The organism is Yoonia sp. (assembly GCF_046498525.1).
Lineage (GTDB): Bacteria > Pseudomonadota > Alphaproteobacteria > Rhodobacterales > Rhodobacteraceae > Yoonia.
Genome location: NZ_JAWOAN010000056.1, coordinates 1 through 4,673, shown reverse-complemented (window position 1 = coordinate 4,673; position 4,673 = coordinate 1). Strand labels below are relative to the sequence as shown.

The window sequence follows — 4,673 nt, the reverse complement described above, 5'->3', positions numbered from 1 at the left end:
CCATGGCGGGACCGAGATGGGACAGGGCCTGTTTCAGAAAGTGGCACAAGTGGCAGCCGCCCGTTTCGGGATCAGTGTGGAGCAGGTCAAGATCACTGCGACAGATACCGGCAAAGTGCCCAACACCTCGGCGACAGCCGCTTCTTCCGGAACCGACCTGAACGGGATGGCCGTGGCCAATGCATGCGATATCATTCGTGACCGGATCGCCGTCTGTCTGGCCGAACTGCATCAGACCACAGTGGAACATGTGCGTTTCGAGGACGGTCACGTCTTTGTCGGGAATGCCCGTATGCGTTTCGCCGCGGCAGCGCAGACCGCCTATGTCAACCGCGTCAGCCTCTCTTCTACCGGATTTTACAAGACCCCCGATCTGGCTTGGGACCGGATCAAGGGCGAAGGCACGCCGTTCTTCTATTTTGCCCAAGGGGCGGCGGTGACCGAAGTTGTGATCGATACGCTCACAGGTGAAAACCGCATCTTGCGCACCGATATCCTGCATGATGCCGGAGCCTCGCTGAACCCTGCGCTTGATATGGGGCAGGTTGAAGGTGGATTTGTGCAGGGGGCCGGCTGGCTGACGACCGAGGAACTTGTCTGGGACGATAAGGGCCGCCTGCGCACCCATGCGCCTGCAACCTACAAAATCCCTGCTTGTTCTGACCGGCCTGACATTTTCAACGTGGCCCTTTGGGATCAACCCAACCCCGCGCAAACGATATATCGGTCCAAAGCAGTGGGCGAGCCGCCGTTCATGCTGGGCACCTCTGCCTTTCTGGCATTGTCGGATGCGGTAGCGACCTGCGGACAGCACTACCCCGACCTGCAAGCCCCTGCGACCGCCGAAGAGGTCCTGCGCGCAGTTGAACGGACCCGGGCATGAGTGCGATCCGCATCACCGTGACCAAGACCGCAGGGTCTGTGCCGCGCGAGGCAGGGACGCAAATGCTGGTCTGGGCGGACCGGACCGAAGGTACCATCGGCGGTGGCACACTGGAGTGGGAGGCGATGGCAGAAGCGCGCCGTATGCTGGCGGACGGGCGAAAGTCGCATGAGGCGCGCATCCCGTTGGGGCCTGCGCTGGGGCAATGCTGCGGCGGGTCGGTCAGCCTGCTGTGGGAAAAGGCAGAGGCCATGACGACCCCCCTTGCCCACCCGCTTTGGATATACGGGGCCGGGCACGTGGGGCGCGCGTTGGTGCATGTGTTGGCCCCTCTGCCGGATTTCGACATCACATGGGTCGACACCCATGCGGACCGATTTCCGCAAACGGACGTCACGACATTGGTCGCAAGTGATCCTGCCCGGGTTGTTCAACATGCTCCGCCGCAGGCCGACCACCTGATTTTTACCTACAGCCATGAACTGGACCTTGCGCTTTGTCATGCGATCCTGAGCCACGGTTTTCACAGTGCAGGATTGATCGGTTCTGCCACCAAATGGGCCCGCTTCAAGACCCGTCTCGCCGCATTGGGGCATAGCCATGCACAGATTTCACGCATCGCGTGTCCGATTGGTGATCCAAGCCTTGGAAAACACCCCGCAGCGATTGCACTTGGCGTCGCAACTGCCATGATCAGCCCGCAAGGACGCCAGACAAAGGACCGCACTGCATGACCGAACCGCTTTTGCGCCTGTCTGGCTTGACCAAAGCCTATCCCGGCGTGGTCGCCAACAAGGATGTTTCCTTTGATATCGGTCGCGGTGAAGTCCATGCGCTTTTGGGAGAGAACGGGGCGGGTAAATCGACACTGGTGAAAACGGTCTACGGATTGGTGAAACCGGATGCCGGAAACATAACACTGGAAGGCCAACCCTTTCAGCCATCTGAACCGCGCGCCGCCCGCGCGGCAGGAGTTGCGATGGTGTTTCAGCATTTTTCGCTTTTTGACGCGATGAATGTGGCTGAAAACATTGCCCTTGGCATGGAAAACCCGCCACCGCAGGCCGAAATCGCGGCGCAGGTGCGTTCTGTTTCTGATCAATACGGGCTCCCGCTGGATCCGGACCGGATTGTGGGCGAATTATCAGCCGGGGAACGCCAGCGGGTCGAGATCATTCGCTGCCTGCTGCAGGATCCCAAACTGCTTATCATGGATGAGCCAACCTCGGTCCTGACCCCGCAAGAAGTGGATATCCTGTTTGAAACGCTACGAAAGCTCAGTGCTGAAGGAACAGCCATCCTTTATATCTCGCACAAGCTCGAGGAAATTCGCGCGCTTTGCGACAACGCCACCGTCCTGCGTTTGGGCGAAGTGGTCGCCACCTGTGATCCGCGAAAGACGTCGGCCCGCGAGATGGGCGAACTGATGGTTGGTACCACGCTGCATGTGCCAGAAAAAGCCGACAAACCCGCAGGCGAGACAATCTTGGCGCTGAAGGGTCTGAGCGCAAAGGCCCCGCACCAGTTTGGCACCCCGCTGCGCGATATCACACTGGAGGTGCGCAAAGGCGAGGTGCTGGGAATCGGCGGAGTGGCCGGCAACGGGCAGGAAGAATTGGTTGCCGCGCTCTCGGGGGAAGTGAGGACAGCGAAGGGAATGGTCAACTATAAAGGCCAGGGCATTGGCCACCTGCCTCCCAATGCCCGTCGCAAGATCGGCCTGCTGACTGCGCCCGAGGAACGCATGGGACATGCTGCAGCCCCCGACATGAGCCTGACCGAAAATGCCGTCCTGACGGCAATGACGCGCGAGAAGCTGACCAGCAAAGGCTTTCTGCATTGGGCAAAGGCGCGGACATTTGCCGAAGGCGTCATAGCCGCCTTCGATGTGCGCACACCCGGCCCGCAAAACGCCGCGCGCTCGCTTTCCGGTGGGAACCTTCAGAAATTCGTCATTGGCCGCGAAATCATGCAGGCACCAGAAGTCTTGGTGGTCAACCAGCCCACTTGGGGCGTTGATGCCTCGGCGGCTGCCGCGATCCGGCAGGCCTTGCTCGATTTAGCCGAGAAAGGCGCTGCTGTCATCGTGATCAGTCAGGACCTCGACGAACTGATGGAAATTTCGGATCGGTTTGCGGCGTTGAACGATGGGCGGCTTTCCGTACCGCGCCCTGCAAAAGGGCTGACGGTAGAAGAGATCGGCCTGATGCTGGGTGGCGCTCATGACATGGAGGTCGCGCATGTTGATGCTTGAAAAGCGCCCGCAGCCGTCACGCGTCTGGACATTGGCGTCACCGCTTATGGCGGTGGTCCTTACCATGTTCGTTGGGGGCGGGTTGTTTGCAGCACTTGGCCAGGACCCGCTGGTGACGATCCGGACCATCTTTCTTGATCCTTTGTTTTCTGAATTCGCGTGGTTTTATCGCCCGCAACTGCTGATCAAGGGAGCGCCCCTGGTACTGATCGCCATAGGTCTGTCCTTCGGTTTTCGGGCTGGTATCTGGAATATTGGCGCCGAGGGGCAATATATCGTCGGCGCGATCTGTGGCGCGGCCGTAGGGCTGGCGTTCTATCCCATGGAAAGTTTTGTCGTCTTTCCACTAATGATTCTGGCAGGTGCTATCGGCGGCCTGCTTTGGGCAATGATACCGGGTGTTTTGCGGGTACGCTTTGGTACAAACGAAATTCTTGTGTCCTTGATGCTTGTCTATGTAGCCGAACAGCTTTTGGCATCAATGGCGTTGGGGACCTTGCGCAACCCGGAGGGTATGGGCTTTCCAGGCAGCCGGAACCTATCGCAATATCCCGCCGCTACAAGCTGGATCGACCAGTCCATCGGCATGCATTGGGGCGTCGTGACGGCGTTCATCGCCGTCATCTTCGCCTATATAGCCCTGTCGCGGCATATCTTTGGATTTAACGTCCGCCTGACGGGGCAAAGCCCCCGCGCTGCGCGGTTTTCCGGGGTGAACCCGTCACGGCTCGTTCTCATCTGCATGGGGATTTCCGGAGCATTGGCGGGGCTTGCCGGGCTTTTCGAGGTGGCCGGACCAGCAGGACAAGTCAGCATCGACTTCAACGTGGGCTATGGGTTTACAGCTATTATCGTGGCCTTCCTAGGGCGGCTGCATCCGGTGGGGATCTTGCTGGCAGGCGGGCTGATGGCGCTGACATATATTGGCGGTGAAATCGCGCAATCCAATCTGGGCCTGCCGATTGCCGCGATCCAGATATTGCAGGGTATGTTGCTGTTCTTCCTGCTGGCCGTGGATGTGCTGACAAATTATCGGCTTAGCTGGAGGAGGCAGGTCGCATGAACTTTGACAACATCATCAATGGCATCGCCCGACCTTTGATCGGGTTCTTCATGGGCATGGCCCTAGCCTACACCTTTCGACTTGCCCAAAGCGCAGGCTGGATATTTGCCGTGGGCTGGTTCGTTGTCCTGTGCCTGATCTTCGGACTGGTTGTGCTGCTTGACAGATTTCTGGACTGGGGTTTCGACAGACTGACAGGCCTAGGCGTCAAGTCAAATGGACGTACTGCCGGAAAAGCAGAAGGGCCGCACTGGTTCGTGCGCTTTGGGTGGATCATTAGCATGACCGTCGGCTTTGGCGCGGCCTTTCTATTGCCCGATGGGGTGCAGGAATGGATCATTGCGGAATGAATACATGAGGAGAGCGCACGCCATGAAACTACAGCTGATGCCCTTGGCTATGGGGGCGCTGATGGGGCCACTACTGCGCGTGGCGCGCTTGCACCGGCCATCACCGCGGCACTTCAGCACCGT

5 protein-coding genes are annotated in these 4,673 nt (G+C 59.2%); all 5 read left to right on the top strand.

Features of this window, described 5'->3' with window-relative positions:
• Positions 1-883 (top strand): molybdopterin cofactor-binding domain-containing protein (locus R6T97_RS03755; RefSeq protein WP_410347964.1); only part of this gene is annotated, 883 nt, incomplete at its 5' end.
• Complete coding sequence (xdhC, locus tag R6T97_RS03750; protein WP_410347963.1) at positions 880-1,617, top strand: xanthine dehydrogenase accessory protein XdhC; 738 nt, start codon at positions 880-882, stop codon at positions 1,615-1,617. The genes R6T97_RS03755 and xdhC, both read left to right, overlap by 4 nt.
• Positions 1,614-3,137 (top strand): ABC transporter ATP-binding protein, encoded by a 1,524-nt coding sequence (locus tag R6T97_RS03745; RefSeq protein ID WP_410347962.1) that lies wholly within the window; start codon positions 1,614-1,616, stop codon positions 3,135-3,137. Before xdhC ends, R6T97_RS03745 begins: the two co-directional genes overlap by 4 nt.
• Positions 3,124-4,200: an ABC transporter permease gene (locus R6T97_RS03740; protein WP_410347961.1), complete on the top strand. Its 1,077-nt coding sequence runs from the start codon at positions 3,124-3,126 to the stop codon at positions 4,198-4,200. Before R6T97_RS03745 ends, R6T97_RS03740 begins: the two co-directional genes overlap by 14 nt.
• Positions 4,197-4,550, top strand: a complete 354-nt coding sequence (locus R6T97_RS03735; RefSeq protein WP_410347960.1) for a hypothetical protein — start codon at positions 4,197-4,199, stop codon at positions 4,548-4,550. Before R6T97_RS03740 ends, R6T97_RS03735 begins: the two co-directional genes overlap by 4 nt.
• Positions 4,551-4,673: the final 123 nt, after the last annotated feature.